Source organism: Streptomyces sp. NPDC002577 (assembly GCF_053594815.1).
The window spans coordinates 256,907-277,766 of record NZ_JBSFWK010000002.1; the positions used below are offsets into that span (position 1 = coordinate 256,907).

The following is a 20,860-nucleotide window of genomic DNA, read 5'->3' on the forward strand; positions in this document are numbered from 1 at the left end:
GTCAGTTGGTGTGGATTTCCCGAACATGCCGCGCGGGCTTCCCCGACACCCTCACACACTGCACGGGCGCCGGTGCCGCTCGGTTCATATGACCTGGCTCAGCGGGTCTCGGTCACCTTCGCCAGGGCGCGCGGGGCGTCCGGGTCCTGGCCTCGGGCGATCGTCACCTCGTACGCGAGGAGCTGCAGGGGGATGATCTCGAGGATCGGCTGGACCTCCTCGGCCACGCCCTCGGTCGGCAGGACGAAGCCCGCCGACGCCTGCTCGACCTGGGCCTTCGGGCCGATCACGACGAGGTCGGCGCCGCGGCCGCGCAGCCGGTCCAGGACGGGCTGGAGGGCTTCGCCGCCCTTGCCGTCGGTCACCACCGCGATGACCGGGGAGATGTTGTCGACCATGGCGAGCGGGCCGTGCAGGAGGTCGGCTCCGGAGTAGGACAGGGCCGGGATGTAGCTCGTCTCCATCAGCTTGAGCGCGGCTTCCTTCGCCGTCGGATAGCCGTAGCCGCGGGACGTGATCACCATGCGCTCGGCGAACCGGTAGCGAGAGGCGAGGGCCTTCACCTCGTCCTGGCGCGCCAGCAGCTTCTGCGCGAGGTCGGGCAGGGGCTCGGCCGCCGAGCCGTCGCCGCCGCGCAGACCCTCCACGAAGAGGTAGAGGGCGAGCAGCGAGGCCGTGTAGGTCTTGGTCGCGGGGAGCGCCTTCTCCGGGCCGGCCATGATGTCGATGTGGTACTCGGACACCGCGGCCAGCGCCGAGTCGGGGTTGTTGGTGACGGCGACCGTGATGGCACCGGCCTCGCGGGCGGCCTTCGTGGAGGCCACGAGGTCCGGGGAACCGCCGGACTGGCTGACGGTGAGGACCAGGACGTCGGTCAGGTCCGGCTGCGCGCCGTAGGCGGTCGTCGTGGACATGGAGGTCAGACCGCAGGGGATGCCGAGCCGGATCTCCAGCAGGTACTTGGCGTACAGCGCGGCGTTGTCCGAGGTGCCGCGGGCAGTGAGCAGGACGAAGCGGGGCTTCTTGGCTGCGACCTGCTCGGCGACCTCGCGGATCTTCGGGGCGCCGGACTCGAGGATGCGGCGCAGCATCTCGGGCTGCTCGGCCATCTCACGGGACATGATCCGGCCTGGCTGCTCGCTCTGCGGGCCGGCGGCGGTCTTGGCGGTCATGCGGGGCCTCCAGGGGCGGTGTCGCTTACCTCATCCATGAATTGGTCTATACCACTTCATGGTACCAGGCGTGTGACTGCGCCGCCGCTCGTGGTTTGCGCGCGCCCCTGGTGCGCACAGGTACGGCGAGGGGCGCCCGCCGTCGTGGGTTGCGCCCACCCTCCCCCAGTGCCTTAAGGGCATGGGAGGTACCCCCATCGCCTGGGGGCACCCCCCAGCGGTAGCTGGGGGAGGAACGATTGCCCACAACAGTGACGGTCGCCCCCACCGGCCGGTAGTCGCGAGCGTGCCGAAGGGGACGTGGCGGGATGTGCGCCCGCTGGGGGTACCTCCCAGGCCCTTAAGGCACTGGGGGAGTACATCCCGCCGCGGCCCCGACCCACCCACCCGCAGAAGGCGAACCGCCCACCGGCCGGAGCCGGACCGCTCACACCCCCGACGCGATGACCTCCGCCGCCGCCCGCCCGCACACCCGCGCAGCCCCGTACGTGGCAATGTGGAGGGCGCCCCGGGGCGGCGCCTGGGGTACGCCCATCTCGACCACGATGGTGTCGGGCCGGGCGGCCAGCAGCGTGTCGAGGACGGCCGACATCCACGCGTGCCGGTGCTCGTCGCGCACGACCGCGACGATCTGGCGTCCGCCCGCGGCCCGCAGCACCCCCTCCCCGGCACCGGGAGCGGACCAGCTCCCCGTCTCCGTACCGGGCAGCAGCCGCGCCAGTTCGGCGCCCACACCCCACGGCGTCTCGTCCCCGACAGCGAAGTTCGCAACGGGGGTGAGCGCGGCGACGTACGGAGCCGAGGCGACCGGCGTGTACGAGTCGGACCGCGTCAGCGTGAGCGCGCGGCGGGCCGCGACCAGGCCGATCTCCCGGTCCGCGCGGGACCCTGCCTCCGTCCACCGGGCCAGCTCCCGCACGCGCACGGCCGCGTCCGCGAGGCGTTCCTCGGGCAGCTCCCCCGCGCGTACCGCGTCGACGAGCGCGTCGCGCAACCGCAGCACCGTGTCGTCGTCCGAGAGGCCACCGCCCACGCAGATGGCGTCGGCGCCGGCGGCGATGGCGAGGACGCTGCCTCGCTCGATGCCGTACGCCGAGGCGATGGCCTGCATCTCGATGCCGTCGGTGACGATGAGCCCGTCGTAGCCGAGCTCCTCGCGCAGCAGGCCGGTGAGGATGCGGCGCGAGAGGGTCGCGGGCCGGTCGGGGTCGAGGGCCGGCACGAGGATGTGGGCGCTCATCACCGCGCGCGTGCCTGCGGCGATCGCGGCCCGGAACGGGGCGAGTTCGCGCGCGTGCAGCGTGTCGAGGTCGGCGTCGATGCGCGGCAGCGCGTGGTGCGAGTCGACCGCGGTGTCGCCGTGCCCCGGGAAGTGCTTGGTGCAGGCGGCGACTCCGGCGGACTGCAGCCCTTCGACGTACGCGGCGGTGTGCCGGGCAGTGAGTGCCGCGTCGGCGCCGAAGGAGCGTACGCCGATGACGGGGTTGGCCGGATTGGAGTTGATGTCGGCGGACGGCGCCCAGTTGAGGTTGACGCCGCAGGCGGAGAGGCGGCGGCCGAGTTCGGCGGCCACGTCGCGGGTCAACCGGACGTCGTCCACGGCGCCGAGCGCGTGGTTGCCGGGGAACGAGGAGCCGGTACGCACCTCGAGCCGGGTGACGTCGCCGCCCTCCTCGTCGATGGCGACGAGGAGGTCGTCCCGCTCGGCCCGCAGCTGGGCCGTGAGCCGGCCGAGCTGCTCGGGCGAGGCGATGTTGCGGCCGAACAGCCCGACCGAGGCCAGTCCTTCGCCGAGTCTGCGCAGCAGCCAGTCGGGGGCGCTGGTGCCGACGAAGCCGGGCTGGAGGACGGTGAGCGCGTCACGGGTCAGGGTGTCCGTGCTGCGGGCGAGTGTCGTCATGGCGGAGTTATCCCTTTACTGCGCCGGAGGTCAGGCCCGCGGCCATCTTCTTCTGGACGAGCATGAAGAAGACGACGACCGGGATGGCGATGAGCGTGGAGGCGGCCATCAGCGCGCCGTAGTCGGTGCCGCGCGAGGTGGTGAAGTTCATCAGCCACACGTTGAGCGTGTACTTGTCGTTGTCCTGGAGCACGACGTACGCGAGCAGGTACTCGTTCCACGCGTTGATGAGCGCGAAGATCGAGGCGGCCGCGAGACCGGGCGCGAGCAGCGGGAAGATCACCCGCCAGAAGGCGCCCATCCGGCTACAGCCGTCCACCATCGCGGACTCCTCCAGCTCCTTGGGCACGTTGATCACGAAGCCGCGGATCATCCAGGTGGCGAAGGGCAGCGTGGAGACCAGGTAGACGACGATGACGCCCCAGTACTCGTTGAGCCCGCCGAGCTCGTTGAGCTGGAGGTAGAGGGGGATCAGGAGCGCGGTGGGCGGCAGCAGCTGCACCACGAGGAGCACGATCATGAAGGCCTTGCGGCCCGCGAACTGGAAGCGGCCGATCGCGAAGGCTGCGATCGTCGACATCAGCATCGCGCCGACCACCGCGGTGACGCAGATGATCAGGCTCGACTCGATCGCCGTACCGAAGTTCGGCGCGTTGATCGCACGCCGGAAGTTGTCGAACGTGATCGAGTCGGGCCACAGCGTCTGGTCGTAGCTGCGGATCTCCTGGTTGGGCCGCAGTGCGCTGACCACCAGCCAGTAGACCGGGAAGGCCATCACGACGAAGGCCACCAGGCCGACGAGGTTGTAGACGTGCCGGCTCTTCTTCTTGCGGTCGGCGCGGTACGCGGGGGTCAGGCCCGGGCGCGTGGGGGCGGTGACGCTCACTCGACCTCTCCGATCTTGAGGAGCTGGCGCAGGTAGTACACGGCCACGCCGGACAGCAGAAGGACCGTGATGAGGGAGATGGCGGCGCCCTGGCTGAAGGAGTTGGACTCGAAGGCCTTCTCGTACGAGTAGAGGCCGAGCAGGTTGTACTCCGGCTCCGGCTTGTTGGCGCGCATCAGGAAGACCTGGCCGAAGACGTTGAAATCCCAGATCACCGAGAGCGTGGCGACCATCTGGAAGACGGGCTTGATGACCGGCCAGGTGACGAAGCGGAAGACGCCGATGGCGCCGGCCCCGTCGAGGGAGGCCGCCTCCTCCAGTTCCCTGGGGACCTGGGTGAGCGCGGCGTACAGCGTGACGGCGACGAACGGGACGGCTCCCCAGACGACGACCGCGCCGATCATGACGAAGCCCTGCTTGGGGTCGAGCCACCAGTTGTGGCCGCGGAAGTCGAGGCCCACGTACTTCGTCAGCACCATGTTGACCACGCCGTAGTCGGAGTCCGCGAACCAGCGGAAGATCGACGTGGCCACCAGCAGGGGCAGGGACCAGGCGGCGACGAGCGCGCCGGTGAGGGCGAGCCGCACCCAGTTCGTCATGCGCTGCATGGCCTGGGCGAGGAAGAGGCCGATCCCCATGGTGGCCACGACGCAGGCCACCATGAACAGCAGGGTGCGCCAGACGACGTGCCAGAACTCGCCGTCTCCGAGGATGTTGGTGAACTGCTCGAAGCCGACCCAGGGCGCCGGGTCCCCGGTCCACAGTTCGCGCCGGCCGACGTCCTGGAAGGACATGATCACCGTCTTGATCAGCGGCCAGACGAACACGGCGGCGATCGAGACGAAGGCGGGGGCTATCAGCAGGTAGGGCAGGAGTGCCCCGGTTTTTCTCTTCCTCAGCGTCGCGGCGCCCGCGGGGCTCGGCGTGGCGGCGCCGGGGCGGGATGTCCCCTGCGCGGGCCGTTCCCCGGGCTGCCGAAGGCCGGGAACCGGGGGCTCGGCTGCTTTCATGTCGGCGGCACTCACTGTGCTGGCCTTCCGTTCGAACCGGTGAACCGGGAGGCGGGGGCGGCGGTGTCCGTGGCGGACCCGCCGCCCCCGACAGGGCTGATCAGGAGGTCGGGCGAGGCCGGGGAGGGGGCCTCGCCAGGGGTCAGGAAGCCTCGTTGATCAGCTTGTCGATGTCCGCGTCCGCGGCCTTGGTGGCGTCCTCGACCGACTTGCCCTTGAGGATGTCGAGCAGCATCAGCTCGATCGTTTCCTTCTTCTCGACCGCGGCCCAGCCCGGCGCGATGGGCGTGAACCAGGCGTCCGGCACGGCGTTGGCGATCGGCGCCGTCGACGCCTTCGTCTTCAGCGGCTCCAGCTGCTTGGTGTTGTTCGGCAGGATGTCCTTGGCCGCGAGGGCCGCCTCCGACTTCTCGCTGGTGAAGAGGGAGATCCAGTACTGCGCCAGGTCCTGGTTCTTGGACTTGGAGATGGTGGCCAGGTCGGAACCGCCGATGAAGGACGGAAGGGCCTTGCCGTTCGGGCCGGGCATGCCCGCGGTGGCGATCTTGTCCTTCAGCTTGGGGTTGCCGTTGGCGTTGCCGTCGATGACGCTGCCGGCCTCCCAGCCGTTGCCGTAGATCAGGGCCGCCTTCTCGTTGGCCATGACGTTGGCGTGGTCCTGCTCGTCCTTCGTCTGGTCGCCGTGGTTGTACTTCTTGACCAGGTCGATGAAGTGCTTGATGCCTTCCTGGGCCTCGGGAGACTCGAGCGTGGCCTTCCACTTCTTGGAGGACTCGTCGTACTCGGCGATCTTGCCGCCGTACGCGGCGACGTACGACATCGCGGCGTACCAGTAGCGGCCGGGCAGGTAGAGCGAGGAGAACGCCTTGTCCTTCTTGCCGTACTTCGCCTGGACCTTGTCGAGCGCCTTCGTCAGGTCGTCCTCGGTCGTCGGGAGCGTGTCGCTGCCGGTCGCGGCCTTGAACATCGACTTGTTGTAGATCGCAACGCGCGCACCGGCGTAGTAAGGAACGCAGTAGAGCTTGCCCTCATAGGTACAGGTGTCCTTGAGGCCCTTGATCCAGGTGTCGGAGTTGTCGTACTTCTTGGCATCGATATCGCCGAGAGCACCGTTGAGGATGTACGTCATGGTCTCGGTGTTGCCGAGCTCGACCACGTCCGGGAACTTGTCGCCGGCCAGGGCCGCGTCGAGCTTCTTGGTCTTGTCCGACCACTGCTGGTACTGGATCTTGACATTGACGCCCGGGTACTTCTTGTTGAATTCCGTGTTGGCCTGCTTGACCAGCTCGGGCCAGGTGCTCTGCGCGTCCGTCATGAGCCAGACGGTCAGATCGCCCTTGCGATCCTTCGGGTCCTTCGCGGCGTCACCGCCCGACCCACCGCACGCCGCAACCGAGGCCATCATCGTCGCTGCGCCAACCGCAGCTATCAGCTTGCGCTTCACGCCACCCTCCTCAGGGCTGCAAGAGTCTCCCCCCATCACCGCCCGGGACTGCGCCGTACACGAAGGGCCATACGAGAAAGGTGCGCAGGAACGACTGCCCGTGGGGCTGGGACTGGTCTTTAATGGTGTAGACCAGTAGGTGGAGCTTGGCCTAGACCTTTAGGGGTGTCAAGGGTGTATAAGAAAGGCGCTCACGTCCGTTATCGGACCGACATCTGAGGGAGCGCGGCCCCCTCGGGCCAGGTCGTGCCACGATGTGAGCCGCAACAGACGGAGGAGCCGGTGACGGCGACAACAGCAGCACAGGGGCCGGAAAGGCGGACGATGGGCAGCCAGGCGGGCAGCACGGGGACCGAGATGGGCACGTCCGCTCCGGCGGAGACGGCGAACGCGGGCCGCACCGCGCGCGTACCGAAGTACTACCGCCTCAAGAAGCACTTGCTCGACATGACGGAGACGATGCCGCCCGGCACTCCGGTGCCGCCCGAGCGGACCCTGGCCACCGAGTTCGACACCTCGCGCACGACCGTCCGCCAGGCCCTCCAGGAGCTGGTCGTCGAGGGCCGGCTGGAACGCATCCAGGGCAAGGGCACATTCGTCGCCAAGCCGAAGGTCTCGCAGGCCCTCCAACTCACGTCGTACACCGAGGACATGCGGGCCCAGGGCCTCGAGCCCACCTCGCAGCTCCTCGACATCGGCTACGTCACCGCGGACGACAGGCTCGCCGAGCTGCTCGACATAAGCACCGGCGGCCGGGTGCTGCGGATCGAGCGGCTGCGGCTGGCGAGCGGCGAGCCGATGGCGATCGAGACGACCCATCTGTCCGCCAAGCGCTTCCCCGCGCTGCGGCGTTCGCTCGTGAAGTACACGTCTCTGTACACGGCCCTGGCCGAGGTGTACGACGTGCATCTCGCCGAGGCCGAGGAGACCATCGAGACCTCGCTGGCGACCCCGCGCGAGGCGGCCCTGCTCGGCACCGATGTGGGCCTGCCGATGCTGCTGCTGTCGCGCCACTCACTGGACGGCGAGGGGAAGCCGGTGGAGTGGGTGCGGTCGGTGTACCGCGGGGACCGGTACAAGTTCGTGGCGCGGCTCAAGCGGCCTGCGGTGTAAGGGCGGCCGCCGACGGGCCGCAGAGCGAAACGTCCGGTTGCTACCGACCGGTTCCGAACATGCCGTCCGATATTCGGACGGGGGTTCCATACCTCGGACCTGTCCCCTAGATTGCCTCCGCATTACCTAGCGATCAACGGGGTCAGTGAGGGGACGGAGCCGCCACATGCCACAACAACCTGAAGTGAGAGGACCGGTCGTCACACCGGTGCGGGTGGTGATAGCCCTCTGCCTGTTCGCGCCGTTCGTCGCGATGCTGTGGGTGGGCTCCTACGCGAAGACCGACCCGGCCTTCATCGGCGTCCCGTTCTTCTACTGGTACCAGATGCTCTGGGTGCTCATATCGTCCGTGCTGACGGTGATCGCGTACAAGCTGTGGCAGCGGGACCAGGCCACTCGTCGCGCCTCGCGTGAGGGAGGTGCTTCGAAGTGAAGAACGACGTGAACGGCGTGGCACTCACCGTCTTCATCCTCTTCTTCGTGGCCGTCACGGTCATGGGCTTCATGGCCGCGCGCTGGCGCAAGGCCGAGAACGAGAACAGCCTCGACGAATGGGGCCTCGGCGGCCGGTCGTTCGGCACCTGGATCACCTGGTTCCTGCTCGGCGGCGACCTCTACACCGCATACACCTTCGTGGCCGTGCCGGCCGCGATCTACGCGGCGGGCGCCTCGGGCTTCTTCGCGGTGCCGTACACGATCCTCATCTACCCGATGATGTTCGTCTTCCTGCCGCGTCTGTGGTCGGTCTCGCACAAGCACGGGTACGTCACCACCTCGGACTTCGTCCGCGGGCGCTTCGGCTCCAAGGGTCTGTCGCTGGCCGTCGCGGTCACCGGCATCCTCGCCACGATGCCCTACATCGCGCTCCAGCTGGTCGGCATCCAGGCGGTGCTCGACGTCATGGGCGTCGGCGGCGGCGAGGGCACGAACTGGTTCGTCAAGGACCTGCCGCTGCTGATCGCCTTCGGTGTGCTGGCCGCGTACACCTACTCGTCCGGTCTGCGGGCGCCGGCGCTGATCGCCTTCGTGAAGGACGCGCTGATCTACATCGTCATCGCGGTCGCGGTCATCTACATCCCCATGAAGCTGGGCGGGTTCGACGACATCTTCGCCAAGGCGGGCGACGCCTTCTCGCAGATCAACCCGGCGACCCAGAAGCCGAGAGGCGCCCTGGCCCCGGCCGAGGCCACACAGTGGACCTACGCCACGCTGGCGCTGGGCTCGGCGCTCGCCCTGTTCATGTACCCGCACTCGGTGACGGCCGTGCTGTCCAGCCGCAGCCGTGACGTGATCCGCCGCAACTCCACGATCCTGCCGCTGTACTCGCTGATGCTCGGCTTCCTCGGCCTGCTCGGCTTCATGGCCATCGCGGCCGGCGTCAAGGTGCAGAACGGGCAGCTGGCGATCCCGCAGCTCTTCGAGGACATGTTCCCCGACTGGTTCACGGGCGTGGCCTTCGCCGCCATCGGCATCGGCGCACTCGTCCCGGCCGCGATCATGTCGATCGCGGCGGCCAACCTCTTCACCCGGAACATCTACAAGGACTTCCTGAAGCCCGACGCGACGCCCGAGCAGGAGACCAAGGTCTCCAAGCTGGTGTCGCTCCTGGTGAAGGTGGGCGCGCTGATCTTCGTCCTCGGCATGGACAAGACGGTCGCGATCAACTTCCAGCTGCTCGGCGGCATCTGGATCCTGCAGACCTTCCCGGCACTGGTGGGCGGCCTGTTCACGCGCTGGTTCCACCGCTGGGCGCTGCTTGCGGGCTGGGCGGTCGGCATGGTCTACGGAACGCTCGCCGCGTTCAACGTGTCCAGCCCCACCCAGGCCCACTTCGCCGGCTCCTCGGCGGAGATCCCCGGCATCGGCAAGATCGGCTACATCGGCCTCACGGCGATCGTGCTGAACCTGGTGGTGACGGTGGTCCTCACCTTCGTGCTGCGCGCACTGAAGGCCCCGGACGGTGTCGACGAGACATCGCCGGAGGACTACACGGGCGAGGCGGGCGACCCGGGCGTCCAGACGGAGCTGCCGCCGGCGACGGCGGGAAGCGCGCACTGAGCCCTTTCTGAGTCCTTTGCGCAAGTGACACGGGCCGCCGGGAAATCCGGCGGCCCGTTGTCGTACCCCTGCGGCAGACTGCACCGCATGGACATCGTGATCAGGCGGGCGGAGCCCGGGGAGTACGCGGAGCTGGGCGAGATCACCGCGCGGGCGTATCTCGGGGACGGGCTGCTGACCTTCGGGGAGAACGACGAGTATCTCGGCGTGCTGCGGGACGTGGCGAAGCGGGCAGCGGCGGCACAGGTGCTGGTCGCCCTGGCGAACGAAATGGTCATCGGAGGCGTCACGTTTGTGCCGCAGGGCGGCCCGATGGCGGACATCGCGCGCGAGGGCGAGGCCGAGATCCGGATGCTCGCGGTCTCGCCCGAGGCGCGCGGCAGAGGTGCCGGAGAGGCCCTCGTCCGCGCCTGCATCGAGCGCGCACGGGCGGTCGACGGCTGCGTAGGCGTCGTCCTGTCCACGCAGAGCGCGATGCACACCGCCCACCGCATATACGAGCGCCTCGGCTTCACCCGGACCCCCGAGCGCGACTGGAACCCCATCCCGCACCTCGCCGACGTCACGCTGCTCACCTACGAGTTGACGCTCCGCCAGGCACCGGAGGCATCGCGACACAACATGTAGGGGTGCCACCGCGGCCCGGCACAAGATGTATGCTCATGCTCGCTGTCGCTGCAGGGGAATCCGGTGCAAGTCCGGAACTGTCCCGCAACGGTGTACTGGTGCGCGTTCGTGTACCCGTGAGTCCGAGGACCTGCCGACGGTGCACCCGGTCCGTCCGTTCCGGGTGCCGACGACGTCCGGGCCTCGCGGAGTTGGGCCGGTGGACGCGGCCCGCGCTGCCCTGCGTGTGTGCCCGTGCGCCCGCTTCCCTCCCAGAGGCCCCGAGCCAGCGAGGGAGAGCTCCACGTGACCATCGCGCCAGCCGATCCGGCTTCAGCGTCCCGGACAGAGGCCGAGAGCGAGTCGGGCGGTCCCGGTGCCGCACTGCTGCGCACCCTGACCGACCTCACCGCCGACCTCCCCGACGCGGACCCCGGCCGGGTCGCGGCCGCCGCGCTGCGCGGCCGGTCGGCGGCCGCGGACGAGGCCGAGCTGCGCGAGCTGGCCACCGAGGCCGCCGCGGGGCTGATCGCGGAGGACCCGGCGTACTCGAAGCTGGCGGCGCGGCTGCTGACGATCAGCATCGCCGTGGAGGCCGCGTCCCAGGGCGTCCGGTCCTTCTCCGAGTCGGTCGCGGTCGGGCACCGCGAGGGCCTGATCGCCGACCGTACGCAGGAGTTCGTACAGCTGCACGCGGCCCGGCTGGACGCGCTGGTGGACGCCTCGCTCGCGGAGGGCGCCGACGACCGGTTCGGCTACTTCGGGCTGCGCACGCTGCACAGCCGCTATCTGCTGCGGCACCCGATCACCCGGCACGTCATCGAGACCCCGCAGCACTTCATGCTGCGCGTCGCCGCCGGCCTCGCGGAGGACGACACCCCGCGCTCCGTGGACGAAGTGGCCTCCCTGTACGGCCTGATGAGCCGCCTCGACTACCTGCCGTCCTCCCCCACGCTCTTCAACTCCGGTACGCGTCACCCGCAGATGTCCTCCTGCTATCTGCTGGACTCGCCGCTGGACGAGCTCGACTCGATCTACGACCGGTACCACCAGGTGGCCCGCCTCTCGAAGCACGCGGGCGGCATCGGCCTGTCGTACTCCCGTATCCGCTCTCGCGGTTCGCTGATCCGCGGCACGAACGGGCACTCCAACGGCATCGTGCCGTTCCTGAAGACCCTCGACGCCTCGGTGGCCGCGGTGAACCAGGGCGGCCGGCGCAAGGGCGCGGCCGCGGTCTACCTGGAGACCTGGCACTCCGACATCGAGGAGTTCCTGGAGCTGCGCGACAACACCGGTGAGGACGCGCGGCGTACGCACAATCTGAACCTCGCGCACTGGATCCCGGACGAGTTCATGCGCCGGGTCGACGCCGACGAGCAGTGGTCCCTGTTCTCCCCCGCCGACGTGCCCGAGCTGGTCGACCTGTGGGGCGACGAGTTCGACGCCGCGTACCGCAAGGCGGAGGCGGCGGGTCTGGCGCGCAAGACCATCCCGGCCCGCGATCTCTACGGCCGCATGATGCGTACCCTCGCGCAGACCGGCAACGGCTGGATGACCTTCAAGGACGCCGCCAACCGCACCGCCAACCAGACGGCGGAGCCGGGCCACACGGTCCACTCCTCCAACCTGTGCACCGAGATCCTGGAGGTCACGGACGACGGGGAGACGGCGGTCTGCAACCTGGGGTCGGTCAACCTCGGCGCGTTCGTCACCGGCTCCGGCGACGGCATCGACTGGGAGCGGCTGGACGCGACGGTCCGTACGGCCGTGACGTTCCTCGACCGCGTCGTCGACATCAACTTCTACCCGACCGAGCAGGCGGGCCGCTCCAACGCCAAGTGGCGCCCGGTGGGCCTGGGCGCGATGGGCCTGCAGGACGTGTTCTTCAAGCTGCGGCTGCCCTTCGACTCGGCCGAGGCGAGGGCGCTGTCCACGCGGATCGCCGAGCGGATCATGCTCGCCGCGTACGAGGCGTCGGCCGACCTCGCCGAGCGGAACGGCCCGCTCCCGGCCTGGGAGAAGACCCGTACGGCCCGCGGCGTTCTGCACCCCGACCACTTCGGCGTGGAGCCGACCTGGCCGGAGCGGTGGGCGGCCCTGCGGGAGCGCGTCGCCACGACGGGCATGCGCAACTCCCTGCTCCTCGCGATCGCACCCACCGCCACGATCGCCTCGATCGCGGGCGTCTACGAGTGCATCGAGCCGCAGGTCTCGAACCTCTTCAAGCGCGAGACGCTCAGCGGCGAGTTCCTCCAGGTCAACTCGTACCTGGTGAACGACCTGAAGCAGCTCGGCGTGTGGGACGCCCGCACCCGCGAGGCCCTGCGCGACTCGAACGGCTCGGTGCAGGGCTTCGCCTGGATCCCTGATGACGTACGCGCCCTGTACCGCACGGCGTGGGAGATCCCGCAGCGCGGCCTGATCGACATGGCGGCCGCCCGCACCCCGTTCCTGGACCAGTCGCAGTCCCTGAACCTCTTCCTGGAGACGCCGACCATCGGCAAGCTCTCCTCGATGTACGCATACGCCTGGAAGCAGGGCCTGAAGACGACGTACTACCTGCGCTCGCGCCCGGCGACCCGGATCGCCCGTGCCGCACAGGGCCAGGCGCAGGCCCAGAAGCCCATCCCCGTACAGCAGGTCGCCGACCCCGACGCCGTCGCCTGCTCCCTTGAGAACCCCGAGTCCTGCGAGGCCTGCCAGTGATGTCCACCGCCGCGACCGAGAAGAACCTGCTCGACCCAGGCTTCGAACTGACTCTCCGCCCCATGCGCTACCCGGACTTCTACGAGCGCTACCGGGACGCCATCAAGAACACCTGGACCGTGGAGGAGGTCGACCTCCACTCGGACGTCGCCGACCTCGCGAAACTCACGCCGGGCGAACAGCACCTCATCGGCCGGCTGGTCGCGTTCTTCGCGACGGGCGACTCGATCGTCGCGAACAACCTGGTCCTGACGCTGTACAAGCACATCAACTCCCCCGAGGCGCGGCTGTACCTCTCGCGGCAGCTCTTCGAGGAAGCGGTCCACGTCCAGTTCTACTTGACGCTGCTCGACACGTACCTGCCCGACCCTGAGGACCGCGCGGCCGCCTTCGCGGCGGTCGAGAGCATCCCCTCCATCCGTGAGAAGGCCGAGTTCTGCTTCAAGTGGATGGACTCGGTGGAGAAGATCGACCGCCTGGAGACCAAGGCGGACCGCCGCCGCTTCCTGCTGAACCTGATCTGCTTCGCGGCGTGCATCGAGGGCCTGTTCTTCTACGGTGCCTTCGCCTACGTCTACTGGTTCCGCAGCCGCGGTCTGCTGCACGGCCTCGCCACCGGCACCAACTGGGTCTTCCGCGACGAGACGATGCACATGTCGTTCGCCTTCGACGTCGTGGACACCGTCCGCAAGGAGGAGCCGGAGCTCTTCGACGACGAGCTGCAGCAGCAGGTCACCGACATGCTGAAGGAGGCCGTCGAGGCCGAGCTGCAGTTCGCGCGCGACCTGTGCGGTGACGGCCTCCCCGGCATGAACACGGAGTCGATGCGGCAGTACCTGGAGTGCGTCGCCGACCAGCGGCTGCAGCGGCTCGGCTTCGCACCGGTGTACGGCTCCGAGAACCCGTTCGCCTTCATGGAGCTGCAGGGCGTCCAGGAGCTGACGAACTTCTTCGAGCGCCGCCCGTCGGCGTACCAGGTGGCGGTGGAGGGCTCGGTCTCGTTCGACGACGACTTCTGATCACTAGGTGTGGTTGTGTTCCGGTGTGCACCGGAGCACAACCACACCCGCCTGCGGATCACCTTGGCCGTACCGCTACTTCAGGGAGACACTGTCCCCACTCGATATGACCCTCGCGGTCGTCGTCGTCCCGGGGAAGTACCAGCGCCAGGTGCCCGCCGCGCTCGCGGTCACGGTGGTGCTGAGGCCCCCGGTGCTGTTCGTCGTCACGGTCTTGACCGTGCTGTACGACGACGTACCGGCCTTCTTGAACTGGAGTTTGACCTCCTGGCCGGAGTAGCCGTGGTACTCGAGGTCCTCCCAGTTCGCCCGGCTCAGCTTCCCGGTGACGGTGAGCTTGGCGCCCTTGGCGACCGGTTCCGGCGAGGCGTTCGTCGTCAGCTTCGAGGCGCGCTTGACCTTGTACTCGGCGATGTGGTCGGAGATCCAGTAGTCGCCGTCGTTCGCCTTCACCGTGGCGTTGACCTGCCAGACACCGGCGACCTTGTTGCTGTCGATGTCATCGCTGTCGCGGATCCAGGCAGGATCGACCGTGATCGTGGCAGTGCACACCGACTTCGTGGAGCTCTTCTTCACGCACGAGGTGCCGGTCCAGTCCCCGAAGCCGTAGCCGTTGGACTTGTTGAAGACGCTCAAGTCCGTGAGCCCCTTCACGCCCGAGTCGTCCGTGATGGTGATGGCGATCGGGTAGGTGATGGTCTTCGACGTGCCGATGATGACATTGGTGCCGTTGTCGACGACGGTGCCGACGACACGGATGTCGCCCTCACCTTCGGCCTGGGCGCCCGTCGCCGTCAGAAGCACCAGGGCCGCCGCCGCACCGCCGGCCGCTGCCCAGCCCTTTCTCCGCGCGCCGCGCGTTCTGCCCCTCATGTTCCTCCCCTGTCTTGTCCCTGCTGCGCCGCGTCCGCCGGAAGGCGAAGATCGCGGCGCGGTCAGGAGAGGCTACACATGAGTTGACGGCCAGCCATTTCTCGTGTGGGTCACGCCGCCTTGGCGACGTGGTCCGTAGTGAGGCCGCGGCGGATGCGTCGGGTCGGGGCAGCGGTGGCGGTGCGGCGCTCGGCCGCACGCAACTGCCGGTCGATGCGGCGTTCGTAGGCGTGGCCGACGAGTGCCGGGGCAGCGAGGAGGAGGAAGAGGGACAGGACGGTCAGGTAGTCCAGGAATGCGTTCATGTCGCTACTCTCGCGCGCGCCGGACGGCGGCGTCAGTGGCAGAACCGTCATCAACCCTCGAATTACTGCCACGCCTGCGGCACACTGACAGACATGCTGAAGAACGTGGCCGCAGTGCTGCTCGACGGTGTGCATCCCTTCGAACTCGGCGTGGTCTGCGAGGTGTTCGGCCTCGACCGCAGCGACGAAGGGCTGCCCGTGTACGACTTCGCGGTGGCGTCCGCCGAGGGCCCGGTGCTGAGCACGCCCGCCGGGTTCTCCGTACAGACGCAGCACGGCCTCGAGCGCCTGGAGGAGGCCGACCTGATCGCCGTGCCGGCCGGCAATTCGTATATGAACCGCACCTATCCCGAGGAACTGCTCGCCGCCCTGCGCCGCGCCACGGAGCGCGGCGCCCGCGTCCTGTCCGTGTGTTCCGGCGTCTTCGTGCTCGGCGCGGCGGGGCTGCTGGACGGCCGCCGCTGCGCCGTCCACTGGCGGCACGCCGCCGAACTGGCCGTGCGCCACCCGCGGACCCGTGTCGAACCCGATGTGCTGTACGTCGACGAGGGCGCCGTGATCACCTCGGCGGGCACCGCCGCCGGCATCGACGCGTGTCTGCACATCGTCCGCGAGGAGCACGGCGTGGAGGTCGCCAACGCCATCGCGCGGCGCATGGTGGTGCCGCCGCACCGCGACGGCGGCCAGGCCCAGTACGTCGAGCGTCCGCTGCCCCACAGCCCCTGCGACACCGTCGGCGGCGTACTGGCGTGGATGGAGGAGCACCTCGACGAGGAGATCACCGTGGAGGGGCTGGCGGCGCGGGCCCATATGTCGCAGCGGACGTTCGCCCGCCGCTTCCAGCAGGAGACGGGCACCACGCCCTACCGCTGGCTGCTGCGCCAACGCGTGCTGCTCGCCCAGGAGTTGCTGGAGCGTTCGGACGAGACCGTGGACGCGATCGCAGGGCGCGCCGGTTTCGGCAATGCGGCAGCGATGCGTCACCAGTTCCTGCGGGCGCTGGGGACGACCCCGAACGCGTACCGGCGTACGTTCAGGGGCCCGAGGGCCGCCTGAACACACGCCGGACGACTCGCCGCGTCACGCGACGCGGCCCAGGAGCAGCCGCTCGAGCCGGGCCTATTGGTAGCGCCCGGACGCCGCACAGAAGTCGACACAGCCACGCATCAGCGAGCGCAGATCGGCGGCGTGACGGTAGACCGACGTCCGCTCCTCGACGGGCACCATGAGCGTGTCCAGAAATTGGGGGATCTCAGCCTCGTACCTGAGGAAGGAGTCGGTGTACCCACGGATTCGTTCGTGAATACGCCGGAGGGCTTTCTCCCGTGTGAGATTCTGCCGTCGCTCAAGAACGATCACCATGTTGTGCTGATCGCCTGCTGCCTCTTCCTTCGCGAGGGACTGCACGTCCTGGGTGATGTTGATGACCCGCATGGTGATCCGGCGCATCATCTTGAGGGGAGAGCTCTCGAGGAACTCGGGCTGCACCTCGTAGCCGCCGACCCGCTCAGTGACATCCATCTCCAGCAGCACCGCTCCCGTCATATCGCGAAGCGTGAGGTATTCCTCGACCTCCAGGGTGCGGCTGTCGCGGCGGTGCTCGCAGCGTGTGCGGCAGGAGGCGAACCAGCCCAGCCAGTTCTTCCTCGTACGCGCGATGAATCGAGGCGACATCCCCTGGCACCAGCGCCGCCATATATCGGTGAAAGCGTTGACGTGGGGATCGCTCGACACCGGCGTCAGAGGTTGGGGTGAGGGGGTGACGACCGCGGCCAGCGACGCGAAGAACCGTTCCGGGCGGCCCGGCTCCCGAACGAAATCCGGGTCGTCGGGAAAGTCGTTCCAGATCGCCCACCAGGAAACCCAGTCGCTCACCAGATTCAGACCCTCAGCAGGAGCGTCGGGGTAGCTCAGGCAAGCGAAAAGAGCCATGCCATGACGGTCATGGCGCCGTAGTTCCGCCTCTTCGGAGACCAGCCCCATCCGCTGGGCCCACTCACGACTGTGTACGGCCACACGGTCGCCTTCGTGAGCGATCCGGTACGGGAAAGGCAGATCGAACGGCCAGAGCCGGAGCTCTTCCCGGAATGCCTTCGGCCCCGGCAAGGTCACCGCAGGGAACTCGACAGAGCTGTCCGGCCGGGAGAAAGGAGTAGCTACCTCGGTTGTCATGGCATTTTCCTCATCTGCCCGCGAAAAGCGGGCGTAACGGCTATGCCTCGCCTGCGAGAAACCCTTGTCCGTAGTCGTGGCCCTTGCCAGGGCACAGACAGCAACCTCTTGACGTGTGCACGCTCATGACGCATGCACCGTACGTCCTGTTCTGCATCAAGGGATCACCCCTGTCGGTCGCCGGTGACACCACACCCTCCCCGTCCTACCGGGCACGTGCACCGTTGAATATCCCGCGCGCCCATTCATTGAGCGCACAACCAACCGTCTGCGGAACGTTTCTGCACTCTTCGCCGCTCCAACAATGGCCGAGAAGGCACTCTTGACAGGCCGAAGTTGAATCATTCGCGACCGGATCTGACCGTGCAGATTCGGTCAAGTACAGCACGCAGATCGGCGCCTGCCCGGGATTCCCGGACAGGCGCCGATCAAGGGCCCAGCGCCCTCAACAGGACCTGGATTCATACGAGTTGAGAGGAAGCGGTACGGGTCAGTCGTTCGGGACGACCGGGTAGCGCGGCGTGCCCTCCGCCATCTGCCGCAGGGCGTCCTTGCGGTCCCGCTTGGAGAGGCGGTCGATGTACAGGTACCCGTAGAGATGGTCCGTCTCGTGCTGCAGGCACCGGGCGAAGTAGCCCGTGCCGCGCACCGTGATGGGGTTGCCCTTCTCGTCCTGGCCCGTCACCACCGCGTAGTCGGGGCGGGCGAGCGAGGCGTAGGCCGTCGGGACGGAGAGGCAGCCCTCGTTGGAGTCGTCGAGGCGGCGCTCGTCGGCCGGCAGCTCCTGCAGGACGGGATTGCAGACGACGCCCACGTGGCGCACGCCCTCGTCGTCCCCGCAGTCGTAGACGAAGACCTTCAGATCGACACCGATCTGGTTCGCGGCGAGACCCACGCCCTCGGCGGTGCGCTGGCTCGCGAACATGTCGTCGACGAGCTGCGCCAGCTTGTCGTCGAACTCGGTGACGTCCTTGCACTCCTTGTGCAGCACCGGGTTGCCGACGACCGTGATCGGCCGGGACGTCCCGCGCTCGCGGTAGGCCGTCTCACGCGCCTCGCAGTCCTCGGTGTCGATGACGAAACCCTCGTCGTCCACGGGGAGAACCGCCGAGCTCCCGGCCCGCTCCTGCTCAGTGTCCTGCTGCGCCATCTCCGCCGTACGCCTTCCGTGGAAACTCCGATGTGATGCGGGTACAGCCTACGGGGAGGAGTCAGCAGACTTCTTCGAGATCCCGCCAGTCCCGGGAGTCGGGGCTGTCGGCCACCCAGCCGTCCAGCAGCCCGCGTACCAGGGACGCGGGCGCGGCTATGCCGCACTCCCGCTCGGGCACCCACAGCTGCCCGTCGGTGCGGTGGCCGAGCGGCCCGGGGTGGCCGGGCTCGCTGTGGTCGTGCGGGTCGAGGTGGTCGCCATCGCCCTCGTCGCTCGGCATGCGGCTCTCCGAGCACATGCGGCACAGCAGCCGCACGGACGAGGACCAGTCCTCCGCGGCGAAGCCAGCGTCGGCCGCGAGCCGCTCCAGGGCGTCCCGGTCGGCCTCGGTGTCGGCCTCCAGGAGCACGACCCAGGTGGGCACGGGCGAGGGGGCCCAGAGCTCGATCTCGTCGAAGACGGGGTACGAGTGGCCGGTGGACGTCGTCCGCTCGCCGTGCGGGACGCCGTCGTGCAGCACGACCTCGCCCCAGCGGCGGCCCGACGACGGCAGCGGCACGGAGAGCACCTCTATCCGCGCCGGGTCGAGCCTGCGGCCCCACACGACCTCCGCCTCGCCCTCCGGCGAGAGCCGCACGGCCGCGCTGCCGAGCTCCATACCGGTGGGCCGGCCGCCGGCCGCCGCGCCGCCCGGCACCCGCAGCCCGTACGCCTGCCAGGCCCGCCGCGCCAGCGGCCAGTCCTGCAGGGCGGTCGCCGCGATGCCGACGTTCCACCAGTCCGGGGCGCCCGCGTCCCGGTCCAGCAGGGCCACCGCGCGCAGCCCCGCGGCCCGCGCCTGCTCCCAGTCGTGCCGGAACTTGTGGAGAAGGGCGAGGTTGAACCAGGACTCGGACAGCCACGGCTCCAGGTCCGCCGCGCGCGTCAGGAGCGCGCCCGCGTCCTCGTACCTGCCGTCCCCGATGAGCGTGAATGCCCGGTCGGTGGCCTGCCGCCATGAGGCGGAGGGCCGATGCCGTCCCTTGCCGAAGATCCTCACGATTCCCGCCTGCCAGTGTTGAGAAGACAGTGCAGCCTCCGACCTGCCCCTGTTGTTCGCATCCAACCACGTACGGTCGGACGGGCGCTCATTACCCATCGGTTACCCGGCCTAGGGCATGGTCAGACGGCCCGCTGCCACAGGACCGAGGTCCCCCGCGACAGCACCCGGACGAGCGATTCCACCACCTCCGGCGCATAGTCGTGGCCGGTGGCCAGCCGCAGCCGCTCCAGCGCGGTGAGCGACCCGCCGGGGCCCTCCTCCCGCACCAGTTCGTCATACGCGTTCGCCGCCCGCACGATGCGGGCCGGCAAGGGCTGGTCGCGGTACGGATCGGCCTGCCGCTCCACGACGACGGCGACCTCGGCGGGCACCCCGGTCTGGCGCACCACGGCGCCGCCGAGCAGGGCGATGCGCCGCTGCTCCTCGGAAGGCAGCACCGCGGTGGCCCCGGCCGGGACGGGGTCGACCAGCGACAGCTGCCCGATGTCGTGCATCAGGGCCGCGTACTCGAGGACGGTGAGGTCCGGTTCGGACAGGCCCAGCTCGCGGCCCACCGCACGGCTGATCGCGGCGACGCGCCGGGCGTGGCCGGCCGGCGTGTACCCGGCGATCTCGGTGGCCCGGGCGAGCGAGGCGATGGTCTGCCGGTAGGTGGTGCGCACCGCGGCATAGCGGCGGTAGGCGAGCTGCGTGAGCAGCAGGGGCAGCGAGAAGACCGGCAGTGCCCACAGTCCGGCGACGGCGACCGCCAGCGACATCACCGCTCCCGTCGCGCAGACCGCGGAGCCGATGCCGAGCATGGCGCGCAGTTCGTCCCGCAGCAGGGGCCCGAACGGCCAGCCGGTGCGGGCGTGCGCCATGGCCGCGGCGAGCACGGCGTCGCAGAGCGCAGTGAGCGCGAGGACGCCGACGACCCACAGCGCGTGGTACGGCCCGCTGCCCACCCACTCCTGGAGCTTCCCCGAGTTGTACAGCGGCTGGACGCAGACCGCGGCGAAGACGACCGTCAGCACGCGCCGCGCCATGTCGTCGAGCGAGGGCCCGCGGCCCAGCGCCACATGCGGCACGCACCCGACGAGCGCGGCCGCGACGGCGACGGTGACCACCTGGTGGACACCGTGGTGCGTGGGCTCCCCCGCGGTGTCGCCGAGCAGCGCGTACGCCAGCGCCCCGGCGGTCGCGAGCGGCGCGGGCTCCCGGTCGACGGCGGCCCCACCACCGCTCCACCGCGCCAGCTCCCCGACGAGGATGAGCACCCCGAACGCCAGAGCGGTCCCACGGCCGTCGAGCCCGTGCCAGAGGGTCCAGACGAGCGCGCCGAGGACGACCAGGGCGGCGGAGAAGTGGACGAGGGCGGGGATGCCGGTGGGGATGCGGCGGGGGACGCCGGTGGCGATGCGG

The 20,860-nt window shown here is 69.2% G+C and carries 18 protein-coding genes and 1 riboswitch; of the genes, 7 read left to right on the forward strand and 11 right to left on the reverse strand.

Annotation, left to right across the window (positions count from 1 at the left end):
- Positions 1-98: 98 nt before the first annotated feature.
- From ACWD4J_RS04765 to ACWD4J_RS04785, 5 genes are all read right to left on the reverse strand, one after another.
- Positions 99-1,172 (reverse strand): SIS domain-containing protein, encoded by a 1,074-nt coding sequence (locus ACWD4J_RS04765; RefSeq protein ID WP_451393844.1) that lies wholly within the window; start codon positions 1,170-1,172, stop codon positions 99-101.
- 427 nt (positions 1,173-1,599) lie between these two features.
- The gene (locus ACWD4J_RS04770) at positions 1,600-3,072 is read right to left on the reverse strand and encodes a glycoside hydrolase family 3 protein (RefSeq protein WP_451393845.1); all 1,473 of its coding nucleotides are present in this window, start codon (positions 3,070-3,072) and stop codon (positions 1,600-1,602) included.
- 7 nt (positions 3,073-3,079) lie between these two features.
- Entirely contained in the window at positions 3,080-3,958 is an 879-nt protein-coding gene (locus ACWD4J_RS04775) for a carbohydrate ABC transporter permease (protein WP_451393846.1), read from the reverse strand.
- Positions 3,955-4,968, reverse strand: a complete 1,014-nt coding sequence (locus ACWD4J_RS04780) for a carbohydrate ABC transporter permease (protein WP_451393847.1) — start codon at positions 4,966-4,968, stop codon at positions 3,955-3,957. Before ACWD4J_RS04780 ends, ACWD4J_RS04775 begins: the two co-directional genes overlap by 4 nt.
- A 142-nt stretch (positions 4,969-5,110) precedes the next feature.
- Positions 5,111-6,412: a sugar ABC transporter substrate-binding protein gene (locus ACWD4J_RS04785; RefSeq protein ID WP_451393848.1), complete on the reverse strand. Its 1,302-nt coding sequence runs from the start codon at positions 6,410-6,412 to the stop codon at positions 5,111-5,113.
- Between the two features lie 324 nt (positions 6,413-6,736).
- Here ACWD4J_RS04785 and ACWD4J_RS04790 point away from each other — a divergent pair, with 324 nt between their 5' ends.
- The 6 genes from ACWD4J_RS04790 to ACWD4J_RS04815 all read left to right on the forward strand — a co-directional run bounded on the left by ACWD4J_RS04790 (position 6,737) and on the right by ACWD4J_RS04815 (position 13,914).
- Positions 6,737-7,525 (forward strand): GntR family transcriptional regulator, encoded by a 789-nt coding sequence (locus ACWD4J_RS04790; protein WP_451394017.1) that lies wholly within the window; start codon positions 6,737-6,739, stop codon positions 7,523-7,525.
- Positions 7,526-7,691: 166 nt separating this feature from the next.
- Positions 7,692-7,958 carry a DUF3311 domain-containing protein gene (locus ACWD4J_RS04795; RefSeq protein WP_451393849.1) on the forward strand — a complete coding sequence of 89 codons (267 nt, stop codon included), beginning with the start codon at positions 7,692-7,694 and terminating at the stop codon, positions 7,956-7,958.
- Positions 7,955-9,583, forward strand: a complete 1,629-nt coding sequence (gene mctP / locus ACWD4J_RS04800; RefSeq protein WP_451393850.1) for a monocarboxylate uptake permease MctP — start codon at positions 7,955-7,957, stop codon at positions 9,581-9,583. The genes ACWD4J_RS04795 and mctP overlap by 4 nt, the downstream gene beginning before the upstream one ends.
- An 87-nt stretch (positions 9,584-9,670) precedes the next feature.
- The gene (locus ACWD4J_RS04805) at positions 9,671-10,210 is read left to right on the forward strand and encodes a GNAT family N-acetyltransferase (protein ID WP_451393851.1); all 540 of its coding nucleotides are present in this window, start codon (positions 9,671-9,673) and stop codon (positions 10,208-10,210) included.
- Positions 10,205-10,362: riboswitch (cobalamin riboswitch) on the forward strand. Its footprint overlaps the gene before it by 6 nt.
- Positions 10,363-10,495: 133 nt before the next feature.
- Positions 10,496-12,895 carry a ribonucleoside-diphosphate reductase subunit alpha gene (locus ACWD4J_RS04810; protein WP_451393852.1) on the forward strand — a complete coding sequence of 800 codons (2,400 nt, stop codon included), beginning with the start codon at positions 10,496-10,498 and terminating at the stop codon, positions 12,893-12,895.
- Positions 12,895-13,914, forward strand: a complete 1,020-nt coding sequence (locus ACWD4J_RS04815) for a ribonucleotide-diphosphate reductase subunit beta (RefSeq protein ID WP_451393853.1) — start codon at positions 12,895-12,897, stop codon at positions 13,912-13,914. The genes ACWD4J_RS04810 and ACWD4J_RS04815 overlap by 1 nt, the downstream gene beginning before the upstream one ends.
- A 75-nt stretch (positions 13,915-13,989) precedes the next feature.
- On the opposite strand, the gene ACWD4J_RS04820 is transcribed toward ACWD4J_RS04815, so the two are convergent.
- Both ACWD4J_RS04820 and ACWD4J_RS04825 read right to left on the reverse strand, forming a co-directional pair.
- Positions 13,990-14,787, reverse strand: coding sequence for a hypothetical protein (locus ACWD4J_RS04820; protein ID WP_451393854.1), 798 nt, complete (start codon positions 14,785-14,787; stop codon positions 13,990-13,992).
- A 110-nt stretch (positions 14,788-14,897) separates the two neighbouring features.
- Complete coding sequence (locus ACWD4J_RS04825) at positions 14,898-15,092, reverse strand: hypothetical protein (protein ID WP_451393855.1); 195 nt, start codon at positions 15,090-15,092, stop codon at positions 14,898-14,900.
- A gap of 93 nt (positions 15,093-15,185) precedes the next feature.
- Between ACWD4J_RS04825 and ACWD4J_RS04830 the strand changes: the two genes are divergently transcribed.
- The gene (locus tag ACWD4J_RS04830; RefSeq protein ID WP_451393856.1) at positions 15,186-16,148 is read left to right on the forward strand and encodes a helix-turn-helix domain-containing protein; all 963 of its coding nucleotides are present in this window, start codon (positions 15,186-15,188) and stop codon (positions 16,146-16,148) included.
- A gap of 63 nt (positions 16,149-16,211) precedes the next feature.
- Here ACWD4J_RS04830 and ACWD4J_RS04835 read toward each other — a convergent pair whose 3' ends face one another.
- The 4 genes from ACWD4J_RS04835 to ACWD4J_RS04850 form a co-directional block, all read right to left on the reverse strand.
- Positions 16,212-17,264 carry a terpene synthase family protein gene (locus tag ACWD4J_RS04835; protein WP_451393857.1) on the reverse strand — a complete coding sequence of 351 codons (1,053 nt, stop codon included), beginning with the start codon at positions 17,262-17,264 and terminating at the stop codon, positions 16,212-16,214.
- A 490-nt stretch (positions 17,265-17,754) separates the two neighbouring features.
- On the reverse strand, positions 17,755-18,414 hold the full coding sequence (gene def, locus ACWD4J_RS04840; RefSeq protein WP_451393858.1) for a peptide deformylase: 660 nt from the start codon (positions 18,412-18,414) through the stop codon (positions 17,755-17,757).
- Positions 18,415-18,475: 61 nt separating this feature from the next.
- On the reverse strand, positions 18,476-19,456 hold the full coding sequence (locus ACWD4J_RS04845; protein ID WP_451393859.1) for a tetratricopeptide repeat protein: 981 nt from the start codon (positions 19,454-19,456) through the stop codon (positions 18,476-18,478).
- Positions 19,457-19,578: 122 nt separating this feature from the next.
- On the reverse strand, positions 19,579-20,832 hold the full coding sequence (locus ACWD4J_RS04850) for an HD-GYP domain-containing protein (RefSeq protein ID WP_451394018.1): 1,254 nt from the start codon (positions 20,830-20,832) through the stop codon (positions 19,579-19,581).
- Positions 20,833-20,860: the final 28 nt, after the last annotated feature.